Raw genomic sequence first — 15,977 nt, 5'->3', positions numbered from 1 at the left:
GCTTTTTTTATCTTATGACCAATTCGCTTAATTCTTCTACTTCTATGACGACGCCTGACAATCTGCTGGATTGGCTGGCATTGCTAGAAACTCGTCACTCCAAAGAAATCGACATGGGTCTGGATCGTGTCGCCGCGGTGAAGGAGCGCTTGGATATCCGCTACGAATGCCCAGTCGTCGTCGTTGGTGGTACCAATGGCAAAGGGTCTACCTGCGCCATGCTGGAGTCGATTTTATTGCAAGCTGGATATCGTGTCGGTTTATACAGTAAGCCGCATTTTTTAGATTTTAACGAGCGCGCCCGTATCCACGGTGAGTCAGTCAAAGATCAGGTGTTTGTTGATGTGTTTGCCGAGGTAGAAGTAGCAAGGCTGATGGAGCCAGCGATCTCACTAACTTATTTTGAATTTACTACGCTGGCGATTTGTAAATTACTGGCTGATGCTAAATTAGACGCCGTGATTCTGGAAGTTGGCCTGGGTGGTCGTCTGGATGCGGTCAATGTGATTGATGCCGATGTCTCGATAGTCACCAGCGTCGATATTGATCATGTGGATTATCTGGGGGATACCCGCGAAAAAATTGGGTTCGAGAAAGCCGGTATTTTCCGTACCGGCAGAACTGCCATTTGCGGCGATCCTGTGCCGCCACAATCTTTGATTGAGCATGCGACCAAGATTGGTGCCGATCTGTGGTTGTTTGGTCGAGATTTCAATTATTCCGGCGATAAGCAACAGTGGAATTTTGGTGGTCGTGTGCAACGTCGCAATTCGCTCGGTTATCCGAGTTTGCGCGGCGCGAATCAGTTGCTGAATGCAGCCGCTGTGTTAGCCGCGTTGGAAGCGTTAAGAAATCGCTTGCCCGTAGGAGCACAAGAAGTGCGTAATGGGTTGGTAATGGTCGATTTGCCGGGGCGTTTCCAGGTGATGCCCGGTCGCCCGGTGGTCGTGCTTGATGTGGCGCACAACCCACATGCGGCCGCTACACTGTCGCAAAATTTCGACAATATGGGATTTCACGCTTATACCTATGCCGTGTTTGGATCAATGCTGGATAAGGATATTGATGGCGTCATTGCGCAGATCAAAGGCAAGATTGATCACTGGTGCGTCACCGATTTGCCTTTGCCACGCGCTGCCAGCGCTGACCATTTAAAGGAACGATTATTGGCAGCAGGTGCCTTGCAAGATGCGGAACATAGTGTCCAAACTTTCACAAGTCCAGAGGATGCCTATGCCTTTGCGCTCGGTAAGGCAGGGGAAAATGATAGAATAGCGGTCTTCGGTTCTTTTCTCACGGTAGCGGGTGTGATGAAGGCGCGGAAGCAGAATAACCACTAGTGATCTTTTGGGAGAACTTCTAAAAACCTTTAATCGAAATGCGGCACTAGGCGCAAAACGTAGCAACACGCTGGTATTGCGAAGCTTTGCAACAACGAGATGAGCTCGATTATAGAATTTTTAGAAGTTCCTTTTTGATCACGAATCACTTAGATACTTGCACATGAGCTTGCTATCACGTTTTAAACAAAAGCAAGAAACAACATCCGATCAGGATAATGGCGAATACCGTTCTCGTGCAGAGGACGACACCAAGCCCGTACGTGGCAGCAAACGCGCTGATCGTTCAGATAATGCGCGTAAAAGCAAAGTTGCGGATCCTATATTGCCAGAAAAAAAACGTGCCCGCCGCCGCTTGATTGGTGCCATCGCTTTGGTATTAGCCGCTGTGATTGGCTTGCCTATGATTCTGGATTCAGAGCCTAAGCCATTGGCTGACGATATTGCGATCCAGATTCCATCTAAAGATAAATTGCCAGCGAGCGAGCAGGTAGCAGTACCAAAAGTAGCCGGCAAGCCAGCCGAAAAACCAGATGAACCGCTGGAAGAAATTATCGATCCGCCCCAGACGCAACAAAAGCCGCAAGTTAAAGCTTCAAGCAAAGATGTTGCTGCCTTGCCTGCGGTTACGCTTGCAGATAGTAAAGTGTCTGCGAAACCAGAGGTCAAGCCTGAATCAAAGTCCGACCCGAAAGTGTTCACAGACGCCAAGCCTGCATCCAGGCCAGAATTAAAGCCGGAAACCAAATCAGCTAGAGCTGAAATAAAAATAGATACGAAGTCTGATACTAAAGCCGACACTAAGCCAGAAACTAAAGTTGAGGCAAAAATACCAGTCATAAAACCACCGGTAAAATCCTCTGAACAAAATGATGATGCTGCGCGTGCTTTAGCAATACTCGAAGGAAAAACTGTTAAACCTGCGGTAAAAGCAGAAGTTCAAACCAAAGAACATAGCGGATACGTGGTTCAGGCAGGTGCCTTTTCTACCCCAGAAAAAATCAGCGAAGTACAAGACAAGTTGAAGGCTGCGGGGATTAAATCGTACACACAAAAAGTAGCGACTTCACCTAATGGCGACAAATCAGTGACGCGCATACGCGTAGGTCCGTTTGAAAGCAAGGAAGAAGCGGATAAGGCTACTGCGAATCTGGTCAAGCTTGGATTAAGCCCTAAGTTGATTCCTAACTGATGAACCCCATATTGATGGTAGCAGGAATGTGCTGTGACCTTATTTGATTACCTGGTGCTGTTTATACTGATTTGCTCCATCGTTATCAGCACCATGCGCGGCCTGGTGAAAGAGATGTTGTCACTGGTCAGTTGGGTAGTGGCATTTGTCGTTGCCAATACGTTTAGTGCAAGCGTTGCTGGCTATTTGCCAGATCTGTTCCCCGGGCAGATGTTGCGTTTAATCGTGGCATTTATTGCCTTGTTTATTGGTGTACGTTTGCTAATGTCCTTATTAATGATGGCGGTAGACGCCGTGCTGAAAGCCAGTGGTCTGAGCCTGGCTGATCGTGGTTTAGGCGGTTTGTTTGGCTTGGCGCGTGGCTGTATTCTGGTACTTGCAGCAGTGATGGTTTGTGGCATGACATCGATTCCGCAACAGCCATTCTGGCGCAACGCGCTGCTCAGTCCGATTGTCGTGACGTCGGCGCAAACTGTGATGCCATTTTTGCCCGCGTCGATTACGCGGCATGTCAGCTTTTAGATTTTAATTTGTTTTTTAGGAGTCCACCATGTGTGGCATCGTCGGTGTAGTTTCAAATAGTCCCGTCAATCAATTGCTCTATGACGCCTTGCTGTTGTTACAGCATCGTGGTCAGGATGCAGCTGGTATTGCAACGGGCCATGGCAATAAATTTGCAATGCATAAAGCAAACGGCTTGGTACGAGATGTATTTCGTACCCGCAATATGCGTTCTTTACCAGGCAATATCGGTATCGGTCAGGTGCGCTACCCAACCGCAGGCTCAACCAGCGAAGAAGAGGCACAACCGTTTTATGTGAACGCGCCTTTTGGTATTGTGCTGGCACATAACGGTAATTTGACCAATGCTGACGAACTCAAAATTGAGTTATTCAAAAATGATATGCGTCATTTGAATACCGATTCTGATTCAGAGGTATTACTCAATATTCTGGCGCACCAGATCCAGGAAGTGACCAGTGGTTATTCGCTTGATCCTCAATCCATGTTCCGCGCGGTATCTATGTTGCATCGCCGGGTGCGTGGTTCTTACGCGGTAGTTGCACAAATCGCGGGTTATGGCTTGTTGGCATTTCGCGATCCGTTCGGGATTCGTCCTTTGTGTATTGGGTTGTCGCATACCGAAAATGGTGTCGAATACATGATCGCTAGCGAGTCGGTTGCTTTAGATGGTTTGGGTTTTAAGTTCCTACGTGATGTTGAGCCGGGCGAGGCGATTTTTATTGATCTCGACGGCAAAATGTACAACGAACAATGCGCTGATAATCCCACCCTCAATCCTTGCGCATTTGAATACGTCTATCTGGCCCGCCCGGACTCCATTATCGACGGCGCATCGGTGTACCTGACACGTTTAAAAATGGGCGAATACCTGGCAGACAAAGTACGCAATCAATTCCGCGATGGTGAGATTGATGTTGTCATGCCTATTCCCGATTCTTCCCGTCCATCAGCGATGGAACTGGCGATGAAATTGAATCTGGATTACCGCGAAGGCTTCATCAAAAATCGTTACATTGGGCGTACTTTTATGATGCCAGGTCAGGCGATTCGCAGAAAGTCGGTGCGCCAGAAATTGAATGCGATCAAGCAGGAATTTGCTGGTAAGAGTGTATTGCTGGTCGATGATTCTATCGTCCGTGGTACCACCAGCCGCGAGATTGTCCAGATGGCACGCGAGTCCGGTGCCAAGCGGGTGATTTTTGCTTCTGCGGCACCACCAGTAAAATTCCCAAACGTGTACGGAATCGACATGCCGACCCGCAGTGAGTTAATCGCCTACGGTCGTAGCGAAGATGAGGTCTGTCGTGAAATTACCGCAGATGCCCTGGTGTACCAAGACGTAGCCGCTATGAAGCGTTCTATCTCTGACGTTAATCCTTACTTGCGCAACATCGAGGCATCTTGCTTTGATGGATATTATGTTACCGGTGACGTCAGTCCAGCCTATCTCAATCGCTTAGAAACAGCGCGAAATAATCCACGTCCAGATACCGAGGATGTAATGCGTTCTCAGTTAAATTTGAATTTAGCTGAACGCGCAGATTAATTTTTTAGCGTTAATATATAAAAAAAGCCCGACATCATGATGGTGTCGGGCTTTTTTATATTTGGTACGGCTGACCGGAAATCTCAGTTAAAACCAAGTTAAATCTAGTTCGCTCACTGTTCAATTTCATCCGCACGTCTTTGACGATACTCCATCAGATTCAGCACGATCATCATCAGGGCACCTAAGGGTGCCAGGGTTGCCAGCAGCCAGAATATTGCATTAAAATAAATGTTGTCTCGTACGGTAACTTTACGTGGTTCAGGTGGGGCGTTTGCTGCAATTGCTGTGGCGACTGTCTGTGCATCATCTTGGATAGATATCAACATCGCGTTCGTTGACGAGGTTGTTGGAGATATTGCTGGCGCTCCCGATGTCGTCTTTGGAGTGCTCTGTGTACATGGAGTGCTTGCTGACTTATTACCACCGTTGGTTTCGCCCGCACATGGGTTGGACTGCGCCAAGGCATAGGCCGATAATAAGCTAGTTAGCAACAGAGCAAGAATGAAGTGAATGCGTTTCATAATTTTTATAAAATTAATCAAGGCAAGAATCTTAACAGGTCTGTACTTGAGCGTGATAATACTGATCGGCACATCAGTTGCTACAACGGATGAGTTATAGTTAAATCAAGTAAATTTAACTATTGGTCAGGTATAGTCTCACGTCTTATTTGCAGTTAAGTTGGCAGTTAAATTTGCAGTTAATTAAGCGGGCAAACACCATGCATCCATTATTGTTAGAGGTCAAAAACCTCAGTAAGTCTTTTGGTCAACGTAAGGTTGTTGATACAGTTTCCTTCTCTTTGCAGCACGGACAGACCTTGGGCTTACTTGGCCCAAATGGCGCTGGAAAATCAACCACGGTTAGCATGATTTGTGGCTTGCTTAAGTCGGATCAGGGCGAGGTCAGGGTGGATGGGCAATTGGTTGGTGCTGGCAATAATGCGGTCAAGCATAAGATTGGTCTGGTGCCACAAGACCTGGCTTTATATGATGATTTGTCGGCGCTAGAAAATCTCAAATTATTTGGTGCCTTGTACGGCTTGTCTGGCAGTGCTCTTAAATCTCGCTGCGACATCGTGCTGGATTTAGTCAATTTAAAAGATAGAGCTAGCGATAAGTGCTCTACCTTCTCCGGTGGTATGAAACGTCGTTTGAATATCGCTGCAGCATTACTGCATGACCCGCAATTATTAATTCTGGATGAGCCGACGGTCGGCGTTGATCCGCAAAGCAGGAACGCGATTTTTGATAGCTTAGAAGTCCTCAAAAAACAGGGCAGAGCCTTGATTTATACCAGCCACTATATGGAGGAGGTTGAGCGTCTTGCAGACCATATTGTGATTATCGATCATGGCAAAGTCATCGCGGACGAAAGCCCGCAAGCTTTGTTCCAGCGCTTGCCAGCACAAGCCGCTTTGCAAGTTGATTTAGATCGTCCGTTGTCGGCAGATACTCTGGCCGCTCTTGGTCAGCAAACAGGCGTCAGCCATGTTCAGCATGCAAAGGATAACGAACATGTAGACATTGCTTTGATCAACCCTAGCTTTGCTTTGCCTGTGTTGGATTGGTTGAATGCGCAAGGCTATGCGCCTTTGCATTTTGCTACGGCTAAAACGAAGTTAGAAGACATTTTTTTAACGCTGACAGGCCGTAGTTTGCGCGACTAATTGCGTTCACTCAGTTAAGTCACAAATTTACATCACTAAGTACATCACTAAGCCAAGCCGCTTGCAATTAAAGCTTGTTGATCTGCACATACTCTAAGCTCTGAAAGAACTAACATGACTGCTCTGATTGCCCTTATTCGCAAAGATCTGATTCTGTTTTTGTCTGATCGTCGTGCGATGTTGTTGACCTTAGTGATGCCGATTGTGCTGGGCGCATTTTTTGGTTTTGTCACTGGCGGAAATTCCGATAAAGAAACCGCCAAAATCCAGATCGCGCTGGTGATGCAGGACAATCATCCTATTAGCCAGAAGATTGCTCAAGGTTTGATTACCGAACCGAATTTGCAAGTGACTGAGCTTGCTTTAGAGCCAGCTCAGGACCTGGTACGTAAAGGTAAATTAAATGTGGCGATCGTGATCCCCGCTGGCTTTGGTCAATCCGCAGGCGCTGCTTTATTTGGGGCTGGTAAAAAACCGGAACTGCCGATTTTTTATGATCCTTCACAAGCGGCTGTTCTGGCAATGGTCAAAGGGATGTTGACGCAGCAAGTCATGCAGCATGTCAGTGCCGAAATGTTTGGCGGTGCATCGGGTTTGTCGCTGGTAGATAAAAGTATTACAGAGCTAGATGCTGATCCAGAACGGGCTGCCGGTCAGCCAGAGCTGCGTGAGTTTTTAGGTAGTGTGAAAAAATTTCAGAGCAAAACCCGGTCAGCTGCGACCACCGCAACCACCGCAACCACAGATGTAAATAGTGATAAGAACAGAGATAAAAACACCGGCACGGTTGCTGCTGCAAGTGTGGTATCTGACTCCGCTGCTTCATCGCCAAACACCGCAGATAAACCAGCAACTGAAGCAGGTTTGTCTATGCCATTTACCACTAAAGATCAGGCAATGGTCGCAGGTGATCCTGTCGTCGCACATTACAATGGCTATGCACATTCATTTTCCGGGATGACAGTGCAATTTATCCTCTTTATGGCGATTGACGCGGGCATCAGTGTGCTAGCCGCGCGCCGTCTGGGCTTATGGAATCGCTTGCTGGCCGCTCCAGTGGGATTAAATACTTTGCTCGCCGCCAGAGCCTTTTCTTGTGCACTGATTGCATTTGCTTTAACGGGGGTTATTTTTGCTGTTGCTGGCGTAGTTTTTAAGGTGCAAATTGCTGGTAGCTATATCGGATTTATCGGAGTCGCATTGAGTTTTTCTTTGATGACAGCTAGTTTTGGTTTGTTGATTGCCGCCTTTGGCAAGACGCCTGAGGCAGCGCGCGGTATTGCCGTGTTTGCTACGCTGATTATGGTGATGCTGGGCGGTGCGTGGATTCCTTCATTTTTGTTTCCGCAATGGTTACAAAATTTGACGCTGATTGTGCCGACGCGTTGGGCGCTAGATGGTTTTGATGCGATGACCTGGCGCGGCCTCGGTCTACAAGCTGCGGTTCTGCCAATTGTTGTGCAATTGGGATTTATGGTGTTGTTCAGCTCCTTGGCTTTGTGGCAATTTCGCCGTCAGCAAAATAGCATTTAATTTTATATTGGTATCTGATTAGTTGATGTTGATTCAATATACTCCCCTTTATTTTTATTGAAAATGGCTAATTGTTCAGACTTTATATGGACGATTAAAATATACTCATTGGTAGTATATTTTATCTGATCGCTAAATCCTGATGTTGGTCAGGACGATTTTATCCAGATGATCTGGTGAGTTTTTCAATAAGGCTTCATCTCGTTGTGACTTAACGACGCTTGTTTCAATACTATACAAATCAAAGAGGTGATTTGCTGGCTTGTTGCTCGTATTTGAAAATACAATGCGAGCAACCCAGTATTAATCGTAGGTGGCTGCAAGTTTATAAGTTGATCAACACGTTTAGACGTGGGATTACTCCGCGTTATTCCGTCAGGAATGAATAAAGTTGATCAATGATTTGGCAGCAATTTATTCCTAAAAACTCTCCGCACCATGTCCAAAAAATTTCCTTTACGCGCCGTATCGTTGGCGTTAGCCAGCGCCTTTGCGGCGTATGTCGTTGTCCCTGCTATTGCCTTCGCTCAGGCTGATCCTCTGACTGTGCCTGATGAAAATAATAAAGAGCCTGTTCCAGTCAAAAAACCTTTGCCTGATCAAAATCGATTACTGAAAAAAGTCGACCCCAAAGTCGACCCTAAAGTCGATCCTAAGTCTGATAAAAAAACAGATAACGCGTCTAAAGACCCCAATCTGAAAGATGCCCAAACCGTCACGATTGACGGCACTCGCCAGTCGGATATGGAAGAGCGTCGCATGTCGACTGCGGCAAAAATGATTTTTGGTCGTGAGGAGTTAGATCGTAACGGCGACTCAACGATCGGTGAAATTTTAAAGCGCTTGCCCGGTGTGACTGTTGGTGGTCGTCCTGGTCGTGGTGGTGATATCCGCATGCGCGGTATGGGCAATGGTTATACACAGATTTTATTGAATGGTGATCGTCCACCGCGTGGATTTTCGATGGATACCTTGTCGCCAGATCAGGTAGAGCGGATTGAGATTATTCGTGGTCCTGTTGCCGAATACAGTACCCAGGCAATTGCTGGCACCATTAATATTGTTTTGCGTGAAGACTATAAGCAAAAAGATACCGAGATCAAATTATCTGAAAGCTTTGAACAAGGTCGCTCTGCGCCGAATCTTTCTATCACCTACCCGGGGCAGATCGGCAATATGTCTTATGCGCTGAGTGGAACCATTTTCCAGAATCAGCAGCATGATCAGACTACCACCCTGACACAAGAATTTGATCCCGCCGGACAGCCTAGCTTGATTCAGAACCAAGCGGATGAAACCAGCCGTCGCACTACCGGTATTCAATTAACACCAAGAGTAAACTACCGTTTTGATAATGGCGACACATTGATGTTGCAACCGTTTTTGACCAAATCGCGGAGCAATTCTTTTAGCACTAGTCAGGTTGATCAAAGCTTAGGATTGCCAGCGCAGTATGCAACAGCCAGCGCGAATTCGACTACGGACACATCCTTCGCACGAGGCTTTGGAAACTGGCAGCATAAATTTGCAGACAATGCCAAACTGAATATCAAATTTGGCGGCGGCCTTGGCACGATGGACAGCTCAACTCTGCGCACTCAGTTCGATGCCAGCGGTAAGCTGGTCGATAATATTATTGACATCAATAACACCCGCGACAGCAGTCTTAAAGTCGGCGGCAAATACACCCAACCATTGGGCGGCAGCCATACTCTGGCAGTCGGAGTTGATGCCGAAACCGGTAAGCGTGAGCAGACCCGTGTGTATCTGGATAACGGTTTGCCCCAATTTACGGACTCTGGCGACAATCTGAATGCGACCACGCGCAATCTGGCGGCATTTATACAAGATGAGTTTGATATTAATCCGCAATGGTCTGCCTACGCCGGTTTGCGTTGGGAGGGCATACGCACGACCAGCACCACCTCTACCAACACGCAAGTACAAAATACCAGTAGCGTATGGAGCCCGGTGCTGCACGCCGTGTGGCGTATTCCAGATAGTAAAGATCAGATACGGATGAGCTTTACCAATAGTTATCGCGCACCAGCCTTAAACGACTTGATCGCTTTACCCTCAATCTCTACGCTGAATAGCCCAACCAAACCGGATCGCACGGGTAATCCGTCATTGCGGCCAGAATTATCCAAGGGGATCGATCTGGCGTTTGAGCGTTATCTCAATCGCGCCGGGATTATCAGTGCCAACCTGTTCGCACGTGACATCAACGATCTAATACGCCGCCGCACCGTGCTGGTTAGTACGCCAACAGGGCCGCGTTGGGTATCGTCACCGGTGAATATCGGGCATGCGACTACTGAGGGGATAGAGCTAGAAGCAAAGTTCCAGATGCAAGAGATTTTCCCTGAAGGTCCGGCAATCGATTTCCGCAGTAATTACAGCCGCTTCTGGTCCAAGGTGGATGATATCCAGGGCCCGAATAACCGCCTTGATCAACAGCCAAAACAAACGGCGAATATGGGACTGGATTACAGGCTTGCTAAATTACCCGTCACAGTCGGGGGCAATATTAACTGGACTCCGGCGTATGTCATCCAGTCTAGTGACACACAAATTAACGGTACCGGTGTCAAACGTCAAATTGATATGTACGGTTTATGGAAAGTATCGCCCACGACCCAGCTACGTTTGTCCGCCAATAACTTGCTGGCTGATGATTATTTCACTTCGAGTACGGTGACGACGGGTGGCATTAATCATTCTGATAATGTAAATGCCAAAACGTATACAACCTTGACTCTGAGGTTGGAGTTAAAAATTTAAATCTGCTATTTCGTTACAAAGTTCGAATTGTCTATTTGGCCTGCTAAATAGGTACGCATAGCAGGTCAATTTTTCGTCAGTCCTAATTAATACTCATGGTGAGTATATTTTAATTGTCCAAGCATTAATTGGACAATAGAGGTATTTTCATAAAAATAATGGGGAGTATATTTATTCAAGGTTTATTGGATAGCCTGAGAATGGAAGGAATTCTTTTGTGATTTTCAATTGTTGACGAAAGAGCTTGGCATTTGATTTTATGCTTGGTCTGCTCGCCCAGTCAGTCCAGACAGGACGTTTTAGTCGTACCGCAATGTTTGCCGCTGTGCAGTGCAGCACAGTCTGATTTGCCGGAGTACAATCGGATATCCGCGCATTCGCACGTTCTCACACTTGTTAGCCCAATCATGCTCTCCCATCCCGATCTGAATATGCTTAACGTTGATCTTCACTGCCACTCCACGGTTTCTGACGGTGTACTTGCGCCAGCCGAGGTTGCTTTGCGTGCTAAAACCAATGGGGTGGATGTTTGGGCATTGACGGACCATGATGAGATCAGTGGTATTGCACAAGCTCGTTCTGCTGCCTTGGATATCGGTTTGTCGTATGTTACTGGGGTAGAAATTTCTATTACATGGGCAAATAAGACCATCCATATCGTTGGATTAAATATCGATGAGACGAACGAAAATCTGGTGCGCGGACTAGCGATGACGCGCTCTGGCCGCGAGCGCAGGGCAGAGGATATGGCAGCGGGTCTGGCTAAGGTCGGTATCCCGAATACATTTGCAGGCGCGCTTAAATATGTCGGCAATCCTGATTTAATCTCACGTTCACATTTTGCCCGCTACCTGGTGGAAATCGGTGCGGCTGAAACCGTCAATGATGTGTTTAAGCGTTACTTAGTCGAAGGTAAGCCTGGTTACGTGCCACATCGTTGGGCAACGTTGGCAGAAGCCGTTAATTGGATACAAGGCGCTGGCGGCGTTGCGGTGGTTGCGCATCCGGGTCGCTATGATTTGAGTCCGATTGCGTTTGATGCTTTTTTCGGCGAATTTAAATCTTATGGTGGTAACGCGATTGAAGTTGTCACGGGTAGCCATACCGTTGATCAATATGATGAATACACCAAAATCGCTCAGCGCCATGGCTTTATGGCCTCACGCGGGTCAGATTTTCATGCCCCAGATCCTGCAGGCATTGACCTAGGGCAACTGCCATCTCTTTCAGCCAGTCTCAAACCAGTCTGGTCGAGTTGGATGTTGCCATCTTGAATTTCTTCGGTTAAGCCACATTTACAGTGCTGTTGTGGACTTGCGGCGCTTAAACTAAAGGAGAAATTCGCATGAAACGTATTTTGCTTTTTTTGGCGACTAATCTGGCTGTCATGCTGGTGATGTCGGCAGTATTGTCGATGTTGGGCGTGAATCGCTATCTGACCGCAAATGGTTTGCAGATGGGGACATTGATGGTGTTCTCATTAGTTGTTGGATTTACCGGTGCTTTCTTCTCCTTGTTGATTAGCAAGCCCATGGCGAAATGGTCCACAGGCGCGCGGGTGATTGATGCGCCATCTAATTCCACTGAATTATGGTTAGTGAACACCGTCAGAGCGCTGTCAGAACGTGCTGGTATCAGCATGCCAGAAGTCGCAGTCTACGAAGGTGAGGCAAATGCATTCGCCACAGGCGCCTTCAAAAACTCTGCCTTGGTCGCTGTGTCGACGGGTTTGCTCGAAAGCATGACCAAAGAAGAAGTGGAGGCAGTGTTAGGGCATGAGGTTGCCCATATTGCCAATGGCGATATGGTGACAATGACTTTAATCCAAGGTGTGGTGAATACCTTTGTCGTGTTTTTGGCGCGTGTTGTCGGTTACGCAATCGACAAAGCCGTATTCCGCAATGGTGACAACGACCGGCCTGGGATTGGTTATATGGTGACTGTGTTTGTCTGTGAGATTGTGTTTGGTATTGCCGCATCGGTGATCGTGGCATGGTTCTCACGCCAGCGTGAGTTCCGTGCTGATGCAGGTTCTGCTAAATTGCTGGGCAATCAATTACCGATGATTCACGCTTTAGCACGCTTGGGTGGTTTGCAACCGGGTGAGTTGCCGAAGTCGATGGCAGCAGCGGGTATCAGCGATAAGGCGGGTTGGAGTGCTTTATTTTCAACCCATCCACCGATGGAGCAACGGATCGCTGCATTACAAAATTTGCAGAATTTGAAGTAAATTTGATCTGGCAGGATATTTGTTAAACTGCCCTGAAACAGATCAGCATGTCGGCGGTAGTCGGGGATTTTCCCGCTACCGCTTTTCTACTTTTATCCATAAGTTCGAATGAGCCAATTTTTCCAATTACATCCAGATAATCCGCAGTTACGCTTGATCAAACAGGCGGCGCAGATTATTCATCAGGGCGGTATCGTGGCGCTGCCTACGGACTCCTGCTATGCGCTGGTTTGTCATCTGGATGATAAAGATGCCGTTACCCGCTTACGCCGTATCCGCGCCGTTGATGAAAAACATCACCTTACTTTGTTATGTCGTGATTTGTCTGAGATTGCGGTTTATGCCAAGGTTGATAATCGCCAATATCGTATGTTGAAAGCCGCGACACCAGGTGCGTATACAGTAATTTTGGAAGCGACGAAAGAAGTCCCGCGCCGCTTAAGCCATCCTTCACGTAAAACGATAGGCTTACGTGTGCCAGAGAATCGTATTACCCATGCCTTATTGGAAGAGTTAGGTCAGGCTTTGCTGGGAACTACGCTGATTTTGCCTGGTGATGAAGAGCCGTTGACAGACCCTGAAGTGATTCGTGAACGCTTAGAAAAACAAGTGGATTTAATCATCGATGGTGGCGCTTGCAGCTTAATCCCGACCACGGTGATCGATATGACCAATGATGCGCCAGAACTGATCCGGCAGGGTAGGGGTGATCCTGCTATTTTTGGTTTGTAAATCCTAATCTTCATGCTTTTACCGGTTTTCTTGTTTTGACTTTCACCCTTTTTAATAGAAATTTCGCATGAATGATCTGATACAAACTATTGCGGTATATGCGTTGCCAGCGATTTTCGCGATTACCCTCCATGAGGCAGCGCATGCTTTTGCTGCTAAGTACTTCGGTGATACAACCGCCTATAGCCAGGGGCGAATGACACTTAATCCTATGAATCATATCGATCCTCTCGGCACGATTGTGATTCCTATTGCGGTGTACTTTATTTCTCAGGGTACGTTTTTATTTGGTTACGCTAAACCAGTTCCAGTGAACTTTGCTAATTTACGAAATCCAAAAAGAGATATGGCATGGGTTGCTTTAGCCGGCCCAGCGGCTAATTTTGTAATGGCTTTTTTTTGGATGTTATTTGCAATTGCTTTACAAGTATTTGGCGTAAGCGAACCATTTTTAAAATTGATCGCGGATGCAGGGATTTTTACTAATCTGTTGATTTTTGCATTTAATTTAATCCCTATTCCGCCGTTAGATGGCGGTCGTATTTTAATGAGTTTGCTGACCTACAAGCTAGCGGTTAAATTTGCTCAGTTAGAGCAATACGGATTCTTTATTGTGATGGTATTGGTGATGCTGCGCGTATTACAGTTTTGGATGGCGCCGGTGATGATGGTCGCAGAGGTGTTGCTGCATGTATTAATCTCACCAATTACTATGCTGCTCGGCTGATCATCCATGATTGTCTCCGCAAATACGCCGTCATCGAATGAATTTCCGTCCTCATCTTGCTCTGCGTGGGTGCAGCGTTTCGCTTCTTTGATTCCTCATAATCAGGGACCGGTACTCGACCTTGCATGCGGCAGCGGTCGTCATACTCGCTTATTGCTTGATGCTGGATATGAGGTATGGGCATTAGACAAAGATGCTAGTTTGCTAGAGCCACTTGCTCAATCAGGTGCGCGTGTTTTTCATGCTGATCTTGAAGCAGCGCCGGAGCCGCTGACGTCATTGCCACCATCAGTGTCGCCATCGGAGCCTCATTCATCCCCGCTCAATGTTTATTGGCCTTTTACGCCAGGCTCATTTGCAGGTATTGTGGTGTGCAATTATTTGCATCGCCCACTTTTCCCTTTTCTTAAATCTGCTTTGTCCAACAATGGTATTTTGATTTACGAAACCTTTTGCGAGGGAAATGCTGCTTTTGGAAGACCTCGCAATCCAGATTTTTTATTGCGTTCAGGGGAACTTTTGCAGCAATTAGAGTCTGATCCACAGAGCGGTCAGCAAAATCATGTGATTGCTTATGAACATGGTTATGTAGAGAGTCCACGTCCCGCCATGATGCAGCGGATATGCGTACGATCAATGTCGAAGCTTGGTAATCCTCCCTCAATACAGTTGCTTGACAAGATTTGATGGCATTTCAAGTGATTTTCAAACGATTCGCGCCCATAGCGATGATCGATCCGCTACAATCAAGGTTTTACTTTTTATCGCACCAACATGACAATGACGACGAGTACGATGACTAAGATTCAAGGAAGTCTGGTTGCTATTGTGACCCCCATGCATGCTGACGGCAGTCTGGATTTGCCATGCCTGCGCAAATTGATTGATTGGCATATCGCCGAAGGTACCGATGGCATTGTGATCGTTGGTACTACTGGTGAATCACCGACGGTGACTGTAGAAGAGCATTGCGAGCTGATCCGCGTTGCTGTTGAACATACGAATAAACGTATTCCTATCATCGCTGGCTCTGGCGGCAACTCAACGGCAGAAGCGATTGCCTTGACCAAATTTGCCAAAGAAATCGGTGCTGACGCATCTCTGCAAGTCGTGCCTTACTACAATCGTCCTACGCAAGAGGGCATGTATCAGCATTTTAAAAAGATCGCTGAATCTGTTGATATACCTGTCATTCTTTATAACGTGCCGGGACGCACTGTCGCCGATATGTCAAATGAGACTATTTTGCGTCTGGCAGACGTGCCCGGTATCGTCGGTGTGAAAGAAGCTTCAGGTAATATTGCGCGCGATACGGATTTGATTCGCCTCGCCCCATCCTATTTTGCCGTATATTCCGGTGACGATGCAACGGCAATGGCATTGATGTTTTGCGGTGGTAAAGGAAATATCTCAGTTACTGCCAATATCGCACCGCGTGCTATGCATGAATTATGCGTTGCGGCAATGAGTAGTGATACTAAAGCGGCAATTGGGATCAATAATCGCTTAATTCCTTTACACAATAAATTATTTATCGAGCCTAACCCTTTGCCTGTTAAATGGGCAATGCAAGAGATGGGTCTGATACCAAGTGGACTGCGTTTGCCGCTGGTGCCGATGTCGGTGCAATATCATGATGTTGTTCGTGCAGCTTTGCGCGAGTCAGGTGTATTACAATAGCGTCGCCTAGATACGA

General features: G+C 47.0%; 14 protein-coding genes. 13 read left to right on the top strand and 1 reads right to left on the bottom strand.

The window, feature by feature from the left end; genetic code table 11:
• The first annotated feature begins 44 nt into the window (after positions 1 to 44).
• The 4 genes from folC to purF all read left to right on the top strand — a co-directional run bounded on the left by folC (position 45) and on the right by purF (position 4,603).
• Positions 45 to 1,340 (top strand): bifunctional tetrahydrofolate synthase/dihydrofolate synthase, encoded by a 1,296-nt coding sequence (gene folC, locus RGU72_RS08045; protein ID WP_322119236.1) that lies wholly within the window; start codon positions 45 to 47, stop codon positions 1,338 to 1,340.
• Positions 1,341 to 1,503: 163 nt separating this feature from the next.
• Positions 1,504 to 2,532 carry an SPOR domain-containing protein gene (locus RGU72_RS08040; protein WP_322119235.1) on the top strand — a complete coding sequence of 343 codons (1,029 nt, stop codon included), beginning with the start codon at positions 1,504 to 1,506 and terminating at the stop codon, positions 2,530 to 2,532.
• Between the two features lie 33 nt (positions 2,533 to 2,565).
• Positions 2,566 to 3,054, top strand: a complete 489-nt coding sequence (locus tag RGU72_RS08035) for a CvpA family protein (protein ID WP_322119234.1) — start codon at positions 2,566 to 2,568, stop codon at positions 3,052 to 3,054.
• A gap of 28 nt (positions 3,055 to 3,082) precedes the next feature.
• Positions 3,083 to 4,603, top strand: a complete 1,521-nt coding sequence (purF, locus tag RGU72_RS08030) for an amidophosphoribosyltransferase (RefSeq protein ID WP_322119233.1) — start codon at positions 3,083 to 3,085, stop codon at positions 4,601 to 4,603.
• A gap of 113 nt (positions 4,604 to 4,716) precedes the next feature.
• On the opposite strand, the gene RGU72_RS08025 is transcribed toward purF, so the two are convergent.
• Complete coding sequence (locus RGU72_RS08025) at positions 4,717 to 5,127, bottom strand: hypothetical protein (RefSeq protein WP_322119232.1); 411 nt, start codon at positions 5,125 to 5,127, stop codon at positions 4,717 to 4,719.
• Between the two features lie 200 nt (positions 5,128 to 5,327).
• Here RGU72_RS08025 and RGU72_RS08020 point away from each other — a divergent pair, with 200 nt between their 5' ends.
• From RGU72_RS08020 to dapA, 9 genes are all read left to right on the top strand, one after another.
• Positions 5,328 to 6,275: an ABC transporter ATP-binding protein gene (locus RGU72_RS08020; RefSeq protein WP_322119231.1), complete on the top strand. Its 948-nt coding sequence runs from the start codon at positions 5,328 to 5,330 to the stop codon at positions 6,273 to 6,275.
• A 114-nt stretch (positions 6,276 to 6,389) separates the two neighbouring features.
• On the top strand, positions 6,390 to 7,808 hold the full coding sequence (locus tag RGU72_RS08015) for an ABC transporter permease (RefSeq protein WP_322119230.1): 1,419 nt from the start codon (positions 6,390 to 6,392) through the stop codon (positions 7,806 to 7,808).
• Positions 7,809 to 8,246: 438 nt separating this feature from the next.
• Positions 8,247 to 10,592, top strand: a complete 2,346-nt coding sequence (locus RGU72_RS08010) for a TonB-dependent receptor (protein ID WP_322119229.1) — start codon at positions 8,247 to 8,249, stop codon at positions 10,590 to 10,592.
• A 431-nt stretch (positions 10,593 to 11,023) separates the two neighbouring features.
• Positions 11,024 to 11,866: a 3',5'-nucleoside bisphosphate phosphatase gene (locus tag RGU72_RS08005; protein ID WP_322121586.1), complete on the top strand. Its 843-nt coding sequence runs from the start codon at positions 11,024 to 11,026 to the stop codon at positions 11,864 to 11,866.
• A gap of 71 nt (positions 11,867 to 11,937) precedes the next feature.
• A complete protein-coding gene (gene htpX, locus RGU72_RS08000) occupies positions 11,938 to 12,822 on the top strand; it encodes a protease HtpX (protein WP_322119228.1) in 885 nt (294 codons plus the stop codon).
• A 108-nt stretch (positions 12,823 to 12,930) separates the two neighbouring features.
• Entirely contained in the window at positions 12,931 to 13,554 is a 624-nt protein-coding gene (locus tag RGU72_RS07995; RefSeq protein ID WP_322119227.1) for an L-threonylcarbamoyladenylate synthase, read from the top strand.
• A gap of 67 nt (positions 13,555 to 13,621) precedes the next feature.
• Positions 13,622 to 14,281: a site-2 protease family protein gene (locus RGU72_RS07990; protein ID WP_322119226.1), complete on the top strand. Its 660-nt coding sequence runs from the start codon at positions 13,622 to 13,624 to the stop codon at positions 14,279 to 14,281.
• A gap of 6 nt (positions 14,282 to 14,287) precedes the next feature.
• A complete protein-coding gene (locus RGU72_RS07985; protein WP_322119225.1) occupies positions 14,288 to 14,968 on the top strand; it encodes an SAM-dependent methyltransferase in 681 nt (226 codons plus the stop codon).
• Between the two features lie 108 nt (positions 14,969 to 15,076).
• Positions 15,077 to 15,961, top strand: a complete 885-nt coding sequence (dapA, locus tag RGU72_RS07980) for a 4-hydroxy-tetrahydrodipicolinate synthase (RefSeq protein ID WP_322119224.1) — start codon at positions 15,077 to 15,079, stop codon at positions 15,959 to 15,961.
• The last annotated feature ends 16 nt before the right edge of the window (positions 15,962 to 15,977 follow it).

Origin of the sequence: Undibacterium sp. 5I1, assembly GCF_034314085.1 — a bacterium.
Classification (GTDB): domain Bacteria; phylum Pseudomonadota; class Gammaproteobacteria; order Burkholderiales; family Burkholderiaceae_D; genus Undibacterium.
Note: the sequence above shows the minus strand (reverse complement) of the source record. Positions and strands in the feature narration are given on the sequence as shown.